At 63.1% G+C, this 14384-nt stretch carries 18 protein-coding genes and 1 riboswitch; of the genes, 6 read left to right on the top strand and 12 right to left on the bottom strand.

The features are described from left to right. Window positions 1–4 precede the first annotated feature (4 nt). The 8 genes from bluB to ttcA all read right to left on the bottom strand — a co-directional run bounded on the left by bluB (window position 5) and on the right by ttcA (window position 6745). On the bottom strand, window positions 5–655 hold the full coding sequence (gene bluB, locus BM154_RS13355) for a 5,6-dimethylbenzimidazole synthase (protein WP_074884542.1): 651 nt from the start codon (window positions 653–655) through the stop codon (window positions 5–7). Beyond that, complete coding sequence (locus tag BM154_RS13350; RefSeq protein WP_074884539.1) at window positions 652–1980, bottom strand: cobyrinic acid a,c-diamide synthase CobB; 1329 nt, start codon at window positions 1978–1980, stop codon at window positions 652–654. The genes bluB and BM154_RS13350 overlap by 4 nt, the downstream gene beginning before the upstream one ends. Beyond that, complete coding sequence (gene cobO, locus BM154_RS13345) at window positions 1977–2612, bottom strand: cob(I)yrinic acid a,c-diamide adenosyltransferase (protein WP_074884536.1); 636 nt, start codon at window positions 2610–2612, stop codon at window positions 1977–1979. The genes BM154_RS13350 and cobO overlap by 4 nt, the downstream gene beginning before the upstream one ends. 136 nt (window positions 2613–2748) lie before the next feature. After that, a riboswitch (cobalamin riboswitch) is annotated at window positions 2749–2970 on the bottom strand. 77 nt (window positions 2971–3047) lie between these two features. Further along, entirely contained in the window at window positions 3048–3575 is a 528-nt protein-coding gene (locus BM154_RS13340; protein WP_074884533.1) for a C40 family peptidase, read from the bottom strand. Window positions 3576–3710: 135 nt separating this feature from the next. Then, window positions 3711–4346 carry an NlpC/P60 family protein gene (locus BM154_RS13335; RefSeq protein WP_074884530.1) on the bottom strand — a complete coding sequence of 212 codons (636 nt, stop codon included), beginning with the start codon at window positions 4344–4346 and terminating at the stop codon, window positions 3711–3713. A gap of 54 nt (window positions 4347–4400) precedes the next feature. After that, complete coding sequence (locus BM154_RS13330) at window positions 4401–5180, bottom strand: NAD-dependent deacylase (protein WP_074884527.1); 780 nt, start codon at window positions 5178–5180, stop codon at window positions 4401–4403. Then, a complete protein-coding gene (locus BM154_RS13325; RefSeq protein ID WP_074884524.1) occupies window positions 5180–5899 on the bottom strand; it encodes a DNA-3-methyladenine glycosylase I in 720 nt (239 codons plus the stop codon). The genes BM154_RS13330 and BM154_RS13325 overlap by 1 nt, the downstream gene beginning before the upstream one ends. 21 nt (window positions 5900–5920) lie before the next feature. After that, complete coding sequence (gene ttcA, locus BM154_RS13320) at window positions 5921–6745, bottom strand: tRNA 2-thiocytidine(32) synthetase TtcA (RefSeq protein ID WP_074884523.1); 825 nt, start codon at window positions 6743–6745, stop codon at window positions 5921–5923. A 153-nt stretch (window positions 6746–6898) separates the two neighbouring features. Between ttcA and BM154_RS13315 the strand changes: the two genes are divergently transcribed. Continuing rightward, a complete protein-coding gene (locus BM154_RS13315; RefSeq protein ID WP_074884520.1) occupies window positions 6899–7477 on the top strand; it encodes a DNA-J related domain-containing protein in 579 nt (192 codons plus the stop codon). Between the two features lie 82 nt (window positions 7478–7559). After that, on the top strand, window positions 7560–8054 hold the full coding sequence (locus BM154_RS13310; protein WP_074884517.1) for a SprT family zinc-dependent metalloprotease: 495 nt from the start codon (window positions 7560–7562) through the stop codon (window positions 8052–8054). Between the two features lie 2 nt (window positions 8055–8056). Here the strand turns inward: BM154_RS13310 and BM154_RS13305 are convergent, their stop codons facing one another. The 4 genes from BM154_RS13305 to BM154_RS13290 form a co-directional block, all read right to left on the bottom strand. Further along, window positions 8057–8944, bottom strand: a complete 888-nt coding sequence (locus BM154_RS13305) for a chemotaxis protein CheV (RefSeq protein ID WP_074884514.1) — start codon at window positions 8942–8944, stop codon at window positions 8057–8059. Between the two features lie 73 nt (window positions 8945–9017). Beyond that, window positions 9018–9254, bottom strand: a complete 237-nt coding sequence (locus BM154_RS13300) for a glutaredoxin family protein (protein ID WP_074885356.1) — start codon at window positions 9252–9254, stop codon at window positions 9018–9020. 53 nt (window positions 9255–9307) lie between these two features. Beyond that, complete coding sequence (locus tag BM154_RS13295) at window positions 9308–10417, bottom strand: DUF5610 domain-containing protein (protein WP_074884510.1); 1110 nt, start codon at window positions 10415–10417, stop codon at window positions 9308–9310. 99 nt (window positions 10418–10516) lie between these two features. After that, window positions 10517–11725: an ammonium transporter gene (locus BM154_RS13290; RefSeq protein ID WP_074884507.1), complete on the bottom strand. Its 1209-nt coding sequence runs from the start codon at window positions 11723–11725 to the stop codon at window positions 10517–10519. 368 nt (window positions 11726–12093) lie between these two features. Here BM154_RS13290 and BM154_RS13285 point away from each other — a divergent pair, with 368 nt between their 5' ends. The 4 genes from BM154_RS13285 to BM154_RS13270 all read left to right on the top strand — a co-directional run bounded on the left by BM154_RS13285 (window position 12094) and on the right by BM154_RS13270 (window position 14384). Continuing rightward, window positions 12094–12423 carry an ElaB/YgaM/YqjD family protein gene (locus BM154_RS13285; protein ID WP_074884505.1) on the top strand — a complete coding sequence of 110 codons (330 nt, stop codon included), beginning with the start codon at window positions 12094–12096 and terminating at the stop codon, window positions 12421–12423. Window positions 12424–12435: 12 nt separating this feature from the next. Beyond that, window positions 12436–12822 (top strand): phage holin family protein, encoded by a 387-nt coding sequence (locus BM154_RS13280; protein WP_074884502.1) that lies wholly within the window; start codon window positions 12436–12438, stop codon window positions 12820–12822. Beyond that, on the top strand, window positions 12819–13148 hold the full coding sequence (locus BM154_RS13275) for a hypothetical protein (RefSeq protein WP_074884499.1): 330 nt from the start codon (window positions 12819–12821) through the stop codon (window positions 13146–13148). The genes BM154_RS13280 and BM154_RS13275 overlap by 4 nt, the downstream gene beginning before the upstream one ends. An 81-nt stretch (window positions 13149–13229) precedes the next feature. Beyond that, window positions 13230–14384, top strand: a complete 1155-nt coding sequence (locus tag BM154_RS13270) for an EAL domain-containing protein (protein ID WP_074884496.1) — start codon at window positions 13230–13232, stop codon at window positions 14382–14384.

Below are 14384 nucleotides of genomic sequence, written 5' to 3'. Positions count from 1 at the left end.
CCCGTTATTCATGCTGATCCCAGCGATCCTGAAACAGCAGCTCGTGCAGCGGCCGCACCTGCGCCCAACCTTCCCGGGCCAGCATCGGCGCTGGGTAAAAGGCCTGCACCGGCCCCAGGCAGAGCACCGCGACCGGCTTGCTGCCCAGCGGCATGCCCAGCAGTTCGGCCAGGGCGACGGGGTCGAACAGCGATACCCAACCCATGCCCAAGCCTTCGGCGCGGGCTGCCAGCCACAGGTTCTGGATGGCGCAGGATAGCGATGCCATGTCCATTTCCGGCAAGGTGCGCCGGCCGAACACGTGGGCCTCGCGGCCTTCCATCAAGGCCGCCACCAGCACTTCGGCGCAGTCGCGAACGCCCTCGACCTTCAGGCGCATGAATTCGTCCGAACGTTCGCCCAGTGCCTCGGCGGTCAACTGGCGCTCACGTTCGACCAGTTGATAGATGTCTTCACGCAGTGCCGGCCGGGTGATGCGAATAAAGCGCCACGGCTGCATCAGGCCGACGCTGGGCGCCTGGTGCGCGGCTTCGAGCAACCGCGCGAGCAACTCGGGCGCCACCTCGCCACCGCTGAAATGGCGCATGTCACGGCGCTCGGCGATGGCCCGGTAGATGGCGGCGCGCTCCTCCGCGCTGAAGGCGTGTTCGCTCATGGGCGCAGCAACGCCGCGGCAGCTGCCGGATCGGATGGCAGATAGAAGTGGATGTAGGACGCGGTCAGCCGGCCGAGACGAAACACCGCTTCGCTGACCGGTTTGTCATTCGGGCACTCACCTCGAGCCAGCGGCTCCATTGCGGACTCAAGGCGCGAATGGTGGTAGCTGTGCCCACGCAGCACGCCCTCGGGCAATACCACGCGCTGCAGGGCCAGGGCGACCAGACGCTTCTGCATCTGCGCGTGGCCAGGCAGCAGGCCGGCCAGTTCAGCGCGCTCACCGGCGACATCGCTCAAAGATTCAAGCAGATACAGCATGCCTCCGCATTCGGCGAGCATAGGCTTGCCCAGCTGCTGATGTGCCTTGATGGCGTCGATCATCGGCCGATTGGCGGACAACGCCTGCAGGTGCAGCTCCGGGTAGCCGCCCGGCAGATAGAGGCTGTCCACCTCGGGCAGCTCGTCGTCGACCAGCGGACTGAAAAACATCAGAGTGGCGCCCATCCGCTCCAGCAAATCGAGATTGGCCTGGTAGATGAAGGCGAAGGATGCATCATGCGCGACGCCGATGCGCACGCCCTCCAACAACGGAGGCACAGGATTCGTCAAAGGCGCCGCGAAGCTTACGGGCGCAGGCAGCGTCACCGTCGCGGTCTGCTCGAGGGCATCAGCCGCGGTATCGAGGCGCACATCCAGGTCGGCCAGCTCACCGGCCTGCACCAGGCCGAGGTGCCGGCTTGGCAACTCGATGGCCGCACTGCGCGGCAAAGAGCCATACCAGCGGATGGCGCTCGGCAGGCTGTCGCGGATCAGGTCATTGTGCCGCCCCGGGTTGACGCGATTGCCGAGCACCCCGGAGAACGGCAGATCCGGCTGATAGCTGGCCAGGCCAACCGCCAAGGCTCCGAAAGTCTGGGCCATGGCCGAGCCGTCGATCACGCCAAGCACCGGCACGCCGAAACGACGCGCCAGGTCAGCTGCCGACGGCGAGCCGTCGAACAGCCCCATCACCCCTTCGATCAGAATCAGATCGGCCTCGCCCGCCGCTTCCCAGAGCAGCCGACGGCTCTCGGCCTCGCCGACCATCCACAGGTCCAGCTGATAGACAGGGTTGCCGCTGGCACGGGAGAGGATCATCGGGTCGAGAAAGTCCGGCCCGCACTTGAACACCCGCACGCGCTTGCCCTGGCGGCTATGCAGACGTGCCAGGGCGGCGGTGACGGTGGTCTTGCCCTGCCCGGAAGCCGGCGCGGCGATCACCAGCGCCGGGCATTGCCGTGGTGTGGGGGGCTCAGTGGCCGAGGGCGATGCTGCCGGGTTCAAAATTCCACGCCTTTCTGCGCCTTCACACCCGCCTTGAAGGCATGCTTGACCAGGGTCATCTCGGTTACCGTGTCGGCGGCCTCGAGCAGCGCCGGCGGTGCGCCGCGACCGGTGACCACCACGTGCTGCAGTTCCGGGCGCGATTCGATATCGCGCAGCACCTGATCCACATCCAGATAGCCGTGCTTGAGGGCGATGTTCAGTTCATCGAGCACCACCAGGGCGATCTGCGGGTCACCCAGCAGCTGCCTGGCGACCTCCCAGGCCTGGCGGGCCTTCTCGATGTCGCGCTGGCGATCCTGGGTATCCCAGGTGTAGCCCTCACCCATCACGTGGTAGCTGACTTCATCGGGGAAGCGGCGGAAGAAGTGCTCTTCGCCGGTGGCCATGCCGCCCTTGATGAACTGCACCACGCCCACTTTCAGGCCATGGCCAAGCGCACGGGCGACCATGCCGAAGGCCGAGCTGCTCTTGCCCTTGCCGTTGCCGCTGTGCACCAGCAGCAAGCCGTATTCGTCCTGGGCCTGGGCGATCTTGTCGTCCATCAGCGCTTTCTTGCGGACCATGCGGGCGTTGTGGCGGGCGTCGCGCTCGGCCGATTCGCGGCTTGGGGATGGGGTCGACTCGCTCATGGGATCTCCTTGGTGCCAGCACGCCTGGGCAGCAGAAGCGCTCACGCGCGCTTCATGCCTGACGATAAAAACGATCACGCAGGAGCAGGCAGGAGCTGGCCCTGGGGCCGCGCACCGGCCGCGCCCACCGCGCAACCTAAGGAAAAAGCGACAGGCCGGTCTCCGGGCTTACGAGTGCGTGCTCGAAGAACACAGCGCCCCACGCTGCCTTCCCGTATCGACGATACAGTGGCCAGAAGCATGGTTGGACTCGTTTACCGTTGCGGGGGCAGCGTCGGCATTGCTCGCTTGGCAGCGCACCGACTTCCCAGTTTCACCCCTGGCCGCGACCAGGGACACCTGAAGCAGGTCGCAAAGGGTAAGGACTGACGGCATATGCGTCAATCGGAGAGTCAGTTATGTCGCGCTGCCTAGGGCTGCGCGCCAGCGAAAGGCTCAGGGATGGCTGGCCAGCTCCACCGGAAAGACCCGCTTGGCTTCGATGTAGGTGCGCTGCCAGTAGCTGTTGCCGAGGCTGTCCAGGCGCACAGTGCCGCCCGAGGACGGCGCATGCACGAAGCGCCCTTCGCCGACATAGATGCCGGCGTGGCTGACCTGGCGGCCGCCATTGGTGGCAAAGAACACCAGATCACCACTGCGCAGCGAGTCCCGGCCAATGGTTGGTGCGCGCATGCTGATCAGCTCGCGGGTCGAGCGAGGCAGCCTGATGCCGGCCGCATCACGGTACACATAGCCGATCAGACCGCTGCAGTCGAAACCGCTGTCCGGGGTATTGCCACCATAGCGATAAGGCGTACCCACCAGGCCTAGCGCGCGGAACAGTACGTCGTCTGCACCACCCTGGTAAGCACCGGGTGCGGGCATGACCACGACGGGTTGCGGAGCAGGTGCGGGCGCTCGGCTGGAACAGGCACTGAGCAGTGCTGCGAGCAGAAGGAAGGCGATACGGACGGTGGCAGTCATGGACGGACGATCCTGGAGCCTGAATGCGCCCTACTCTGCCGTGTTCGCCACTGCAGTGCAAGCTTTAGCTTTACGCTGCAGTCGCTTGAAAACATTCAAATTGTTGCCCGACCAACTGTCCGGGCAATCAATCTGTCAATGCTGGGAGGCCAGGTGCTCGGTCGGCGCCAGCGCCAGAACGCGCTTGGCCTCGATGAACGTACGCTTCCAGTAACCGTCGTCCAGGCTGTCGATGCGCACGCCGCCACTGCGACGGCTGGAGGAATGGATGAACTGATCGTCGCCCAGGTAGATACCGGCGTGACTCACGCGGCCGCGCCCTGCGGTGCTGAAGAACACCAGATCACCCGGCTTCAGCGCCTTGCGATCCACCAGCGGCGCGTCGATCTTGATCATGTCGCGCGTCGAACGTGGCAGTTCCATGCCCAGCTCCTCACGGAACAGGTAGCCGATGAAACCACTGCAATCAAAACCGGTTTTCACCGAGGTTCCACCAAAGCGGTAGCGGGTGCCGATCAGGGAAATGCCTTTCTCCAACACGCTATCCGCCAGTTGCGGCAGCTCATATGGCGCATGACTGGCGAAATCGACGACCGCGTCGTCTTCGCTGGCGTCTTTGTGCGCCACCGCAGGCGCAGCGACCACCGGCCTGGCAGGCATTGAAGCCTGGGCTGTGGGTGCATCGATCCGGGGTTGCGGAGCATGGTTAGCGCAGGCGGCGAGAACCATTGTGAGTGCGAGAGGCACGAGGGGTGCGAAGCGTTTGCGCATGGGCACGACCGTGGCATGAAAAATGAACAGCCGCGACTATGCCCGCGAACGGGCTCATTTGCAAATATTATGAGCAGTAATGTGACTCAGTAGTTCAGGGAAAACATCTAAGGCCCGTTCTTCCAGCCTGAAATCAACCAGTTCGCTGACCTGGGTCTGCGACAAATTGACCTCCACGGTGACCCCACCCGAACGCCGCGCCTGCACCAGCGGCTCGGCTATATAAGGAAAGCTGGCGCTGGTGCCGACACTGACCACCAGGTCAAAACCCTTTGCCAACTGCCTACGTAGACGCTCCAGGGCAGCGGCCGGCAGCATCTCCCCGAACAGGGTCACGGGCGGACGCATTACACCGTCGCATGCTTCGCACAAAGGAGGTAGTGGCTGCAGCAGACGCTCACCCAACCGTTCGTCTGTTTGTCCGCAACGCTGGCAATAAAGTGGCGCCAACTCGCCGTGAATTTCGATCAGCCGATCCTCGGGGCTGCCGGCCAGGCGATGATAACCATCGATGTTCTGGGTCAGCACCCAGCACTCTGGCTTCAGCATCTGCAGTTCCGCTATCGCCTGATGGCCGGCATTCGGCTCGGCGCCCAGGCAGGCGCTGCCAAGCTGCACCAGATACTTCCAGCACAGCGCCGGATCATGGCGCAGCGTCTCACCCGACAGCGCCACCTCGATCGGCACCCCGTCATCGGTATGACCGTTGTACAGCCCACCGATGCCGCGGTAGGTCGGCAGCCCGGAATCGGCGGAAAGACCTGCCCCGGTGATGATCAGGATGCGCTGCGCTTCGACGATCACCGACGCCAGGCGCTGCAGTTGCGGCCGCATCAGTGGTTCACCGTGTGGGCCAGCATCACCGAAAGCTGGCACATGGGCCGACCGCTTTGCGCATGCCACTGATTGAAGGCCGCTTGCACCGCCGCACGATCACGCTGGCTGTTGGGCGCCTTGTCGATGATTTTCTGGGCCTTGAGCGCAGCGACCATGTCGTCGCTGGGAATAAAGGTGTCCTTGCCGACCATGCGCAGAAAACGCGGTGCAGAAAGGCCACCCAGCTGGGTGCCCTGCTTGGCCAGCCAGTGCCATAGCCCGACGATATCGGTGACCGGCCAATCGGCGATCAGTGCACCGAAGGCAAAACCGGCCTTTGCCGTGGAAGCATTAACCGCGGCGGCAGGTGCGCTCAGCGCCCCCTGCTCCACATCGAGGATGAACTGCGCATTGCGTGGCACGCTCTTGAGCTTGCCGAGATGGCGGATCAGGCGGGCATCCTGCATCAGCCGCTCCAGCCGCTCGCCACCCATCAGCACGACCTTCTCCGGGTCGAAGCCAAAGAACACTTCCTCGAAGGCCGGCCACTTGGCGTCGACCAGGCTGTGCTTGAGACCGGCCCTGAAGATGCGCAGGCTCATGATCGACAGGTAGCGATCGTTACTCAGCGCGCGCAGCTTGTTGTCCGAGACGGGCTGCGGCAGACGCGCCTCGAGCGCCGCGACCGAGCCGAAGCGGTTAACGCAGTATTCATGCAGCCATCGGTAATCGTGCATCGTGTGGGGTCAGTCCTCGAATTACAGATTCATCACGTTCAGGAAACGCGGCGTGGCCTGCTCGTCGATCTTCAGGCTGGTGAAGTCGAACAGGTTGCGGTCGGCCAGCTGCGAGGGCACCACGTTCTGCAGGGCGCGGAACATGATCTCGGTACGCCCAGGCGACTTGCGCTCCCACTCCTGCAGCATGTCCTTGACCACCTGGCGCTGCAGGTTTTCCTGGGAGCCGCACAGGTTGCAGGGGATGATGGGGAATTGCTTGAGCGTGCTGTAGGCCTCGATATCGGCCTCGCTGCAATAGGCGAGCGGGCGAATCACCACGTTGCGCCCGTCGTCGGCCCGCAGTTTCGGCGGCATGGCCTTGAGGGTGCCGCCGTAGAACATATTGAGGAAGAAGGTCTCGAGAATGTCGTCACGGTGATGACCGAGGGCCATCTTGGTCGCGCCGATTTCGTCGGCAAAGGTGTACAGCGTGCCACGGCGCAAACGCGAACACAGCGAGCAGGTGGTCTTGCCTTCCGGGATCTTTTCCTTGACCACCGAGTAGGTGTCCTTCTCGACGATGTGGTACGCCACGCCGATGGACTCCAGATAGGCGGGCAGCACGTGCTCGGGAAAGCCCGGCTGCTTCTGGTCCATGTTCACCGCGACGATCTCGAAGCTGATCGGTGCGACCTTCTGCAGGTGCAGCAGGATGTCGAGCATGGTGTAGCTGTCCTTGCCACCGGACAGGCAGACCATGACCTTGTCGCCCTCCTCGATCATGTTGAAATCGGCGATGGCTTCGCCGGCCTGACGGCGCAGGCGTTTTTGCAGCTTGTTCTGATTGACCGAGAGGGTGCCCATGGCGCGCAAGAATCCGCTAGAAGTACTGAAGCCGCGCATTTTACCCAGAAAACCGAGCGCACCCCAGCCGGAAAACGGCTAATGGTCGGCGCATGGGTAAAAGCCGGCATCAGCGGGTTATCAACTTGCCGCGCCATCGACTAAGGTAAGGCGATGAACGATGAAACCGCTCCCCCCAACCAGCTGCTCGAACTCCTGACGGCGGCGCCCGAAGGGCTTTCCGAGTACGAACTGCTGTTGCGCCTGAGCCGCTGGCAGAACGATGACCCGCGCCTGCCCAGCGATACGCTCGAACTGTTTCGCAGCCACTTTTTGCTGTTCCACACCCTCTATCGGCTGCGCGATCAGTTGCATGCCGAAGGCCAGGCAACACTGCAGATCAGCCCGCTGTGCATCCGTCTGCTGCCCTACCAGGCCGGCGAGCACGCGCTCAGCGAAAATGAGCCGCTTCGTGACTACTACCTGGATCTGAATCATCTGCGCGATACCGGCGCGGACGACGTGGAGCAGATGCTCGGCAAATTCTGGCTACGCCTGCATGGCAACGAGGGCAAGCGTGATGCACTGGCGGCGCTGGACCTCGACGAACATGCCGACGAACTCGATCTTGCGGTCATCCGCCAGCGCTACCGGCAGCTGGTCAGCCTGCACCACCCGGATCGCGGCGGCTGCACGCAACGCCTGCAGCGCATCAACAGCGCCATGGAGACCCTGCAGCGCTATTACCGCTAAGCGCTACCGCCTGGCCCGCCAGGCTGCAGGAGGCGGTGATCTGCGGCATAATCGCCGCCAGTTACCCGCCTTCGAAGCCGCCATGCCCGAACAGATTCACGCCCGCGTCGAAGCCTGCTACCAACAGGCAGAAAGCTTTTTCAAACGGCGCTTCACCCGCCCTCAGGTGTGCTTCAAGCTGCGCGGGCAAAAAGCCGGCGTAGCGCACCTCACCGAAAACAAGCTGCGCTTCAATCCACAGCTTTACCATGAGAACCAGGACGATTTCCTGCGCCAGACGGTGGCTCACGAGGTGGCCCACCTAATCGCCCACCAATTGTTCGGCCTGCGCATCCAGCCCCACGGTGAGGAATGGCAGCTGATCATGCGCGGCGTCTATGAGCTGCCCGCACACCGCTGCCATAGTTATGAGGTGAAACGGCGCACGGTCAGCCGCTTCATCTATCGCTGCGAATGTCCCGAGGGCGAGTTTCCGTTTTCCGCCCAGCGCCATGCGCTGGTGGCCAAGGGACGCCGCTATTTCTGCCGACGCTGCAAGATCACCCTGCAGTTCACCGGCGAGCAGCGAAGCGAATAGCGTCAGTCGTCCAGGCGCTGGAACGCACGCAGCAAAGCCTTGCTGAGATCCACCCGGGAAAACTTGGTGAGCACGTCGTTGGCCCCTACTGCCCGGGCTCTCTCGGTGTTCATGGTGCTGTCCAGCGAGGTATGCAGCAGTACGTAGGTTTCGCCAAGGACCGCGTCCTTGCGAATCTGCTGAACCAGGGTGTAGCCGTCCATCTCCGGCATTTCGATATCCGAGACCAGCACCTCGACGGGTCGGCCCTCCTGCTGCGCCTCATGTAGCACTTCCAGGGCACTGGCAGCGCTACGTACCGCCTGGCAGTCGAGATCGAGCTGGCGCAGGGTGATCAGGGTCTGCTGCAGTGCCACCTGAGAATCATCGACCACCAGCACGCGGCGCCCCTGCAGTAACTGCTGCTCGGCCGGGGAAAGCAGCTGCTCGCCGACCTCCTCGAGGGGCGCCGGGGCGATTTCGTGCAGGACTTTCTCGATGTCGAGAATCTGCACGATGGTGCCATCGATCTGGGTCACCCCGGTGATGAACGCACGCGGGCCGGCACCCGAAGGTGGCGGACGCACGTCGCGGGTCGAGCACTGCACGATACGTTCGACACTGTGCACGTGCAGTCCCTGCCGCGAGCGGCTCAGTTCGGTGACGATCAGGCAACCCTCCTGGCTGTCGCTGCCGCCACGCTCACCAATGGCGCGAGCCAGGTCGATGACCGTCAATGCCGAGCCGCGCAGCGTGGCTACCCCACGCACGTGCGGATGACGGCTGGGCATCTTGGTCAGGGCCGGGCAGGGAATGATTTCATTGACCTTGAGCAGGTTGATGCCCAACAAGCGGCCGCTGTGCAAACGAAACAGCAGCAGCGATAACGCATCGCCAAGCACCATGTTCATGGACGTGATTCCCCATTTAGCAAAAAAGAAAGTTGGCCCCAAGGCCAGGTGCCTGTCGTTCTGATGCCGCAGGTCAACCGAGAAAGGCGGCAACCTGTGAGGCGTCGAACGGCCAGTGCAGCTCAGCCCCCGTGTCCGTGCGACGCAGCACCGGAATTACCAGGGCATAGCGCTCCAGCCACCCGGGCTGCTCGGCGATATCCAGCAACTCGACCGACAGGCCGTTGTCCACGAACGGCATCAGCACGGCCTCTGCGTACTCGCACAGATGGCAGCCCAGGGTGCCCAACAGCTGGCATTCAGGAAGCATGATCATGCCTGCGCAGCGACAAAGATGGCAGTTTACCATCTCGCGCCATCATGTCAGGTTTTGTCTCCCACCGCGTTGCCCTGCGGTGCCAGCAACCCTTGCAGACCATCGAGCAGGCGACCATTGAGCTGCTCGGCCTTGTCCAGGCGCGCCGGATCGAAGCGCTCATCCAGCGAGAAGCCGCCTTTGAGCAGATCCTGCAGCAGCCCCTTGCCATCGCTGGCCCAGGCATCGGCGGTGCGCAGCGCATCGAGCAGCCCCTGCGCGTAGTCGGTCAAGGCGCCGTTCACGGCACTGGCCGACTGCCCGCCCTCGCTGGATACCGCGCCATAGGTGTCGGTTGCCTGGCGTACGCTGGTTTGGGTGAGCCGCAGCGACATGGAGGCCAGTTGCGAGCCGTCCATATCCAGCGACATGGCGCGATCGAACGCGCCGCCCATATCGCCCGAATAGAAGGCATTGGACAGATCCTGCACCTGGCCGAAGAGTTTCTCCAGGGCAGCCTTTTCCTGATCATCCAGCTCGCCTTCGACCTCCACCTGCCAACCGCCGATCTGCAGGCTGCCCGACTGCTGGCTGGTGCCTTCACTGCGAGACCAGGCAGCCGAGGCCTGGGCTACCGATACCCGCAGGCGGTCGCCGTCACGGGTGGTGATGTTGAGTTCGAAGCTTTCCGCGACCGCCGCGAAGCGATCACTGGCGGTAGGCGTAACCCCGGTGCCGCCGGCGGCAGGTGCAGAACCAAATTGCTTGTCGAGATTGGCAAAGCCCTGCTGGATGCGCTTGAAGGTGTCGTCGATGTCGGCGGCGACCTTGTCCTTGAGCATCCCCATGCCGTCGAGAATCTTGCGCGCATCGTCAAAGCCCTTCTGCACACCGGAGCGGGCCTGATCCAGCAGCTTCTGCAGTTTTTCAGGGTCGGCGCCGGAAGCCGCTTCGCTCTTGAGTCGCTGCTCGACGAAGCCCAGTACACGATCCGCCACTTTTTCCGGCGAGAAGTCGTCCTGCTTGGCCGTCAGCGAGCCGGGCGGCAAGCCCAGGCGCTCGGCGAGACGGTTGGCCAGCGTCGCCTGGGCATCGGCTGCGTTGCGGATGGTAGGCTGCCCGCCGATCTGCGGCGAGCGGCCTGTCGTATTGGTCGACAGCGGGATTGAAATAGCCATGGCAAGTCACCGAAAACGGAGCATGTCCAAGGTTGACGGCAGCCCTCGACAAAAGTTTAGGCCGCCCCAGCCCTGAGTCGACCGAAGGATTGGCGATGCTCAGTCCTGGCTGACGGCGCCGATCCGATGGATCGACAGGTCAGCACCGTAGTACTCCTGCTCCTGGGTCAGGCGAATACCGACCAACAGCTTGAGCAGCCCATACACGGCGAAACCACCGAGCAGCGCCACGGCAATGCCGGCCAGGCTGCCGACCACCTGGCTGGCAAGACTCACACCGCCCAGGCCGCCCCACCAGGGCTGGCCGAAAATGCCACAGGCAATGCCGCCCCACACACCACACAAGCCGTGCAACGGCCAGACGCCAAGCACGTCATCGATCTTCCATTTCACCTGGGTCGCGGTAAAGGCCCAGACGAATAGCGCCCCGGCTATCGCGCCGGTCGCCAGGGCGCCAACCGGATGCATCAGGTCGGAGCCGGCGCAGATGGCCACCAGCCCGGCCAGTGGCCCGTTGTGCAGGAAGCCCGGGTCGTTGCGCCCGACGATCAGCGCCGCCAGGGTACCGCCGACCATCGCCATCAGCGTGTTGACGGCCACCAGCCCGCTGATGCTGCCCAGGGTCTGCGCGCTCATGACGTTGAAGCCGAACCAGCCGATGATCAGCACCCAGGAACCCAACGCCAGAAACGGAATGCTCGACGGCGCCATGGCCACCAGACGGCCATCCCGGTAGCGACCATCGCGGCGCCCCAGCAGTACCACCGCGGCAAAGGCCAGCCAGCCCCCGACCCCATGCACCACCACCGAGCCGGCGAAATCATGGAACGGCGCGGCGAAATGCGCCTGCAACCAGGCCTGGAAGCCAAAGTTGCCGTTCCAGATGACGCCTTCGAAAAACGGATAGACGAAGGCAACGATCAGGGCAGTGGCACACAGCTGCGGGCCGAAGCGTGCGCGCTCGGCAATGCCCCCGGAAATGATCGCCGGAATCGCCGCGGCGAAGGTCAGCAGGAAAAAGAACTTCACCAGCCCATAGCCGCTGCCCTCGACCAGCATGCTGGCCGGATGCAGAAAGCTGACTCCATAGGCGATCCAGTAGCCGATAAAGAAGTAGGCAACGGCTGAAATGGCGAAGTCCGAAAGGATCTTTGACAGCGCGTTGACCTGGTTCTTCTGGCGCACCGTACCGACTTCCAGAAAGGCGAAGCCGGCATGCATGGCCAGCACCATGATTGCGCCGATCAGAATGAATAGTGTGTTGGATCCGTGGATCAGGGTTTGTACGGCACTGTCGAGGTGTTCCATCGAAGCAAGGACTCCGCAGCGAAAAGCACCAAAAAAGAACATCTGCCTGTCGAGAAGCACCATTTATAGGCACACACTTTTGTCACGCCGCGCTCCCGTAGGGAGCACACTGGCGCAACGGCGCTCCGTAGCCAGCTCTTTTCTGGAATTTATCTATATTTATCAAAAAGTTAATTAGGCACCAGACAGATGCCAAGAAGACGGCCCGGCACCATAACCATGCATTGCCGCCAACCTCGGGTTTCGCCAATGCAATGCCTGTGCCCTTCCATGCGCGCTTTTCAGCTGACTTGGCAGATAGAGTGAACCTGCCCGGGACGCGCAACTCGAACCCCTTACACCGCCTCATACCTTCAGGAGATTGATCAATGGCCCGTCCCCTTCCCCCGCGCCCCGCAGCTCCCGCCAACAAGGAAGAACTGCTCGAAGAGTTCCAGGCACTGGTACGTGACACCGAAACCCTGCTGCAGCACTCGGCTGGTCTGGTCGGCGAACAGGCAGAAGAGCTGCGTGCACAGATCCGTGACAGCCTCGGCCGTGCGCGCACTACACTGAAGAACACCGAAGAAACCGTGGTTCAGCGTGGCCGTGCAGTGGCCGGCGCAACCGAAGACTATGTGCAGACCCATCCGTGGCAGACCATCGGCATTGCCGCCGGCATTGGTATACTGATTGGCATGCTCATTAGCCGACGTTGATCAGGACAGCACATGGATGACAGCCAGACAGCAGCACCTCCCAGCCGCGGCCCTTCGCCACGGCGCCTGGCCGGTGCGCTGCTCGGGCTGGTTCATGGCCATGTGGCACTTTTCAGCGAAGAGATCAAGGAACAGCAGGCCCGCACCGTCACCCTGCTGATCCTGACAGGTCTCTGTGTGCTATTCGGTCTCATGCTGATTATTGGCGTGTCGGCCGCGCTGCTGATTCTCTTCTGGGATACCCACCGTATTCTGGTCATCACCCTGCTCTGCCTCTTCTATGCAGCAGGCCTGCTGGTTTGCGGCTGGCACCTGGTACAGCGCATGCGCAATGCGCCGGCGCCCTTCAGCGCCAGCCTCGAAGAACTGGCCCGTGATCGCGAGCAACTGCTGCCATGACCGACAAAAGCACCAGGGAATTGCGCAAGACCATGCTGCGGTTGCGCCTGGAAATGCATCGCCAGGAAATTCGCCATGAAACCCTGGTCATGCTCGAGCCGCTGCAAAGAGCCAAGAACCTGGGCACACATTGGCGCGAGGAACTCAAGAAGAGCAACGCACCAATCTGGATCACCGGTGGCGTGTTCGCCCTGACGGTACTGGGCATGCGCGGGGGCCAATGGCGCCGTTGGCTGCGCATGGCACTTGCCGCCTTTCCTGACCTGCGCAAACGCGCACCTCGGGATACAGGCGAAAAGCCAGCAGAAAAACCCGATCAAGCGTAAAACTGGCCACCTTATTGCTAGAAACGGCGCTAAAGGCCAGGTCATATCCCGGCCCCCGCCCTATCACTAAGGATGTGCCCGGTGCTCGACGGTCAACCTGTCGCCGTCTTCCAACCCTTCATCGACACCGCTAGCGGACAGATCGCCGGTGTCGAAGCGCTCGCCCGATTGCGCGACGCCGATGGCCACCTGCAGTCGGCAGGGCCGCTGTTCGCCGATCCGAAAACACCTGCCGCTGCCCTGCGCAAGCTTGACCGCGCCGTTCGCGAGCAGGCGTTCGCGCGCTTTCAAGATGCGCCGCCGGACTGGTTCCTGAGCGTGAACATCTCTCCGCGCTGGATTGGTCGCCTGCGACCGCAACAGGCGCTGCCAAGCCTCAAGCAACTGGCAGGCAGTGCTATCGACCCCAGGCGCGTGGTGTTCGAGATTACCGAGCTGGGCGGCGCCAGCCAGCGCCTGGCGGCCGTGGCAGCCCGCTATCGCGAGGCCGGGGTGCGCATTGCCATCGACGACTTCGGCGCCGGGTATTCGCAGCTCGACCGCGTTCTGGCCTTGCACCCCGACATTCTCAAACTGGACATGCGCCTGTTCAAGGAGGCGGCCCGCGGCGGGCCCAGTGGAGAAGTGGTCAAGGCCCTAGCCCTGATGGCGGAAAAGACCGGCTGCTGGATCATCGCTGAAGGTGTAGAGACCGAAGCCGAACTGCATTTCGCGCTGGAATGCGGCGCCCGTTTTGTACAGGGCTACCTGTTCGCCAAGCCAGAACTCGCGTTCTTTGATAGCGACGCTTTCGTCGAGCACTTCGCCAGGTTGCGCGACGCCTATGTGCAGAAGAAGCTCGCCGAGCGCATGCGTCTCATGGCATTGCGCAGGCAGCTCGCCGAGCTGTTCACGCAGCTTAAAAGCGACACCCAGTCACGCGCGCCCGCGGTCACGCCAGCCACGTACCCATGGCTGCTGCGCCTTTACCAATGCGACAGGCATGGCACCCAGATCACCCCAAACCTCGAATGGCGCGATGGCAGGTGGCAAGCCGACGATCGCTACCTGGGCCATAACTGGTCCTGGCGCCCCTACTTCTATCAGCTGCTGGCCGAAGGCTGGGACGAGCGCCGCCTGGTCCTGTCCAATACCTACCGCGACGCCACGACCAATCAGTATTGCCTGACCGCCGGGCAGTTCATCGATGACGGCGCGCGCCTGCTGCTGGTCGATATCGACGCCAGTGGACTTTAG

This window comes from Phytopseudomonas argentinensis, assembly GCF_900113905.1.
GTDB classification, from domain to species: Bacteria; Pseudomonadota; Gammaproteobacteria; order Pseudomonadales; family Pseudomonadaceae; genus Aquipseudomonas; species Aquipseudomonas argentinensis.
The sequence above is the reverse complement of the archived record's forward strand: the minus strand, read 5'-3'. Positions and strand labels throughout refer to the sequence as shown.

Excerpts from the sequence above, each read along its gene's own strand:
- cobO (WP_074884536.1), bottom strand. The coding sequence starts at position 2,612 with ATGAGCGAGTCGACCCCATCCCCAAGCCGCGAATCGGCCGAGCGCGAC.
- ttcA (WP_074884523.1), bottom strand. The coding sequence starts at position 6,745 with ATGGGCACCCTCTCGGTCAATCAGAACAAGCTGCAAAAACGCCTGCGC.
- BM154_RS13290 (WP_074884507.1), bottom strand. The coding sequence starts at position 11,725 with ATGGAACACCTCGACAGTGCCGTACAAACCCTGATCCACGGATCCAAC.
- BM154_RS13300 (WP_074885356.1), bottom strand. The coding sequence starts at position 9,254 with ATGCTTCCTGAATGCCAGCTGTTGGGCACCCTGGGCTGCCATCTGTGC.
- BM154_RS13285 (WP_074884505.1), top strand. The coding sequence starts at position 12,094 with ATGGCCCGTCCCCTTCCCCCGCGCCCCGCAGCTCCCGCCAACAAGGAA.
- BM154_RS13295 (WP_074884510.1), bottom strand. The coding sequence starts at position 10,417 with ATGGCTATTTCAATCCCGCTGTCGACCAATACGACAGGCCGCTCGCCG.
- BM154_RS13335 (WP_074884530.1), bottom strand. The coding sequence starts at position 4,346 with ATGCGCAAACGCTTCGCACCCCTCGTGCCTCTCGCACTCACAATGGTT.
- BM154_RS13305 (WP_074884514.1), bottom strand. The coding sequence starts at position 8,944 with ATGAACATGGTGCTTGGCGATGCGTTATCGCTGCTGCTGTTTCGTTTG.
- BM154_RS13280 (WP_074884502.1), top strand. The coding sequence starts at position 12,436 with ATGGATGACAGCCAGACAGCAGCACCTCCCAGCCGCGGCCCTTCGCCA.
- BM154_RS13315 (WP_074884520.1), top strand. The coding sequence starts at position 6,899 with ATGAACGATGAAACCGCTCCCCCCAACCAGCTGCTCGAACTCCTGACG.
- BM154_RS13330 (WP_074884527.1), bottom strand. The coding sequence starts at position 5,180 with ATGCGGCCGCAACTGCAGCGCCTGGCGTCGGTGATCGTCGAAGCGCAG.
- BM154_RS13325 (WP_074884524.1), bottom strand. The coding sequence starts at position 5,899 with ATGCACGATTACCGATGGCTGCATGAATACTGCGTTAACCGCTTCGGC.
- BM154_RS13310 (WP_074884517.1), top strand. The coding sequence starts at position 7,560 with ATGCCCGAACAGATTCACGCCCGCGTCGAAGCCTGCTACCAACAGGCA.
- BM154_RS13275 (WP_074884499.1), top strand. The coding sequence starts at position 12,819 with ATGACCGACAAAAGCACCAGGGAATTGCGCAAGACCATGCTGCGGTTG.
- bluB (WP_074884542.1), bottom strand. The coding sequence starts at position 655 with ATGAGCGAACACGCCTTCAGCGCGGAGGAGCGCGCCGCCATCTACCGG.
- BM154_RS13340 (WP_074884533.1), bottom strand. The coding sequence starts at position 3,575 with ATGACTGCCACCGTCCGTATCGCCTTCCTTCTGCTCGCAGCACTGCTC.